Annotated in this window: 1 protein-coding gene; it reads left to right on the forward strand. The window is 43.9% G+C overall.

Translation table 11 applies throughout. The annotated features are described in order from the left end of the window. Positions 1-129: 129 nt before the first annotated feature. The coding region (locus tag MFLO_RS13640; RefSeq protein WP_241433677.1) for a right-handed parallel beta-helix repeat-containing protein at positions 130-1,063 on the forward strand (934 nt) is incomplete at its 3' end.

Consider the following 1,063-nt stretch of genomic DNA (forward strand, 5'->3'; position numbering starts at 1 on the left):
GGGAAAGCATCGAAAGAATGAGTACCAAGCTACCAACTTGGCAGAAATATCCTGCTTGCTGATTTAGAGTTAAATGGACAAACGGTTGGGAAGAATGGCATCCAAATTGGGGGTCTAGAAAATGTCACGATTGAAAATTGTTCCGTTCAAAAAATGGGTTATCTCGCTGGAATTTCCGTGGAATACTCGAAAAATGTGATGATCCGAAATAATACGATCGAAGATGTCGGTCGTGCTGGGATTCAAATCTATCGTGGGAATCAACACGTCACCGTGGATCAAAATAGCGTAAAGAACTGGATGCAGCGGTATGGAGTGTATCATTTACTCCAAGTGTCGAATAATCCGATGTTTGATGGCGGAATTGATAGTTATGGTCCGCATAACTATGATCTCACTTGGACACGAAATGAAGTTCGCTTACCAGGGAACGTCCGTCGAGAAGCGAATACGGATCGGATTACGACTCTCGCGGCGACTCCAGCCACGAATCCGGAACCAAATCCATGTAATCCAGATTTACGGACACGGATGGAAGCTAAATATCAGGCTGCCCAAAATCAAAATGGACCCTGGTCTGAAGAAATGCAAAAAAAATATGATTTAATTAGGAAAGGTCCTCATACCTTGTACACACCTTATCGTCTGAGTGGCGCACGAAAAGTACGGATGGAGAACAATAAAGCCTTAGTCCGAAGCAGTGAAGCCTCGAACTTTTTATTTGCGGCAACTCGTACCGTCAATAGTCGGAAACGAGAAGATGGAGAAACCTTTGACTACGCGGTAGATGAAAAACTACAACCTTTACGCAAACGTGTGACAGGATTTGCCTCGGATATTGTTATCAAAGATAATGACTTGACGATTGAAGGAGAAGTCAAACAGCCTTTACGCATTGTCGCAGCGAAACAAGATTTGTATGCCTCCACAGAACAACCGGACGTCTATGGCCAACTTAAAATGAAAAGCCAGGTGAATGCAGGAGAGGACGCGACTCAAATGGGGGTAGAACTGCTCAATAATCGGTTTACCTTACATGGGCGCATTCATTCCCAAGATGATA

Source organism: Listeria floridensis FSL S10-1187 (genome assembly GCF_000525875.1).
In the GTDB taxonomy this organism is placed as follows: Bacteria; Bacillota; Bacilli; order Lactobacillales; family Listeriaceae; genus Listeria; species Listeria floridensis.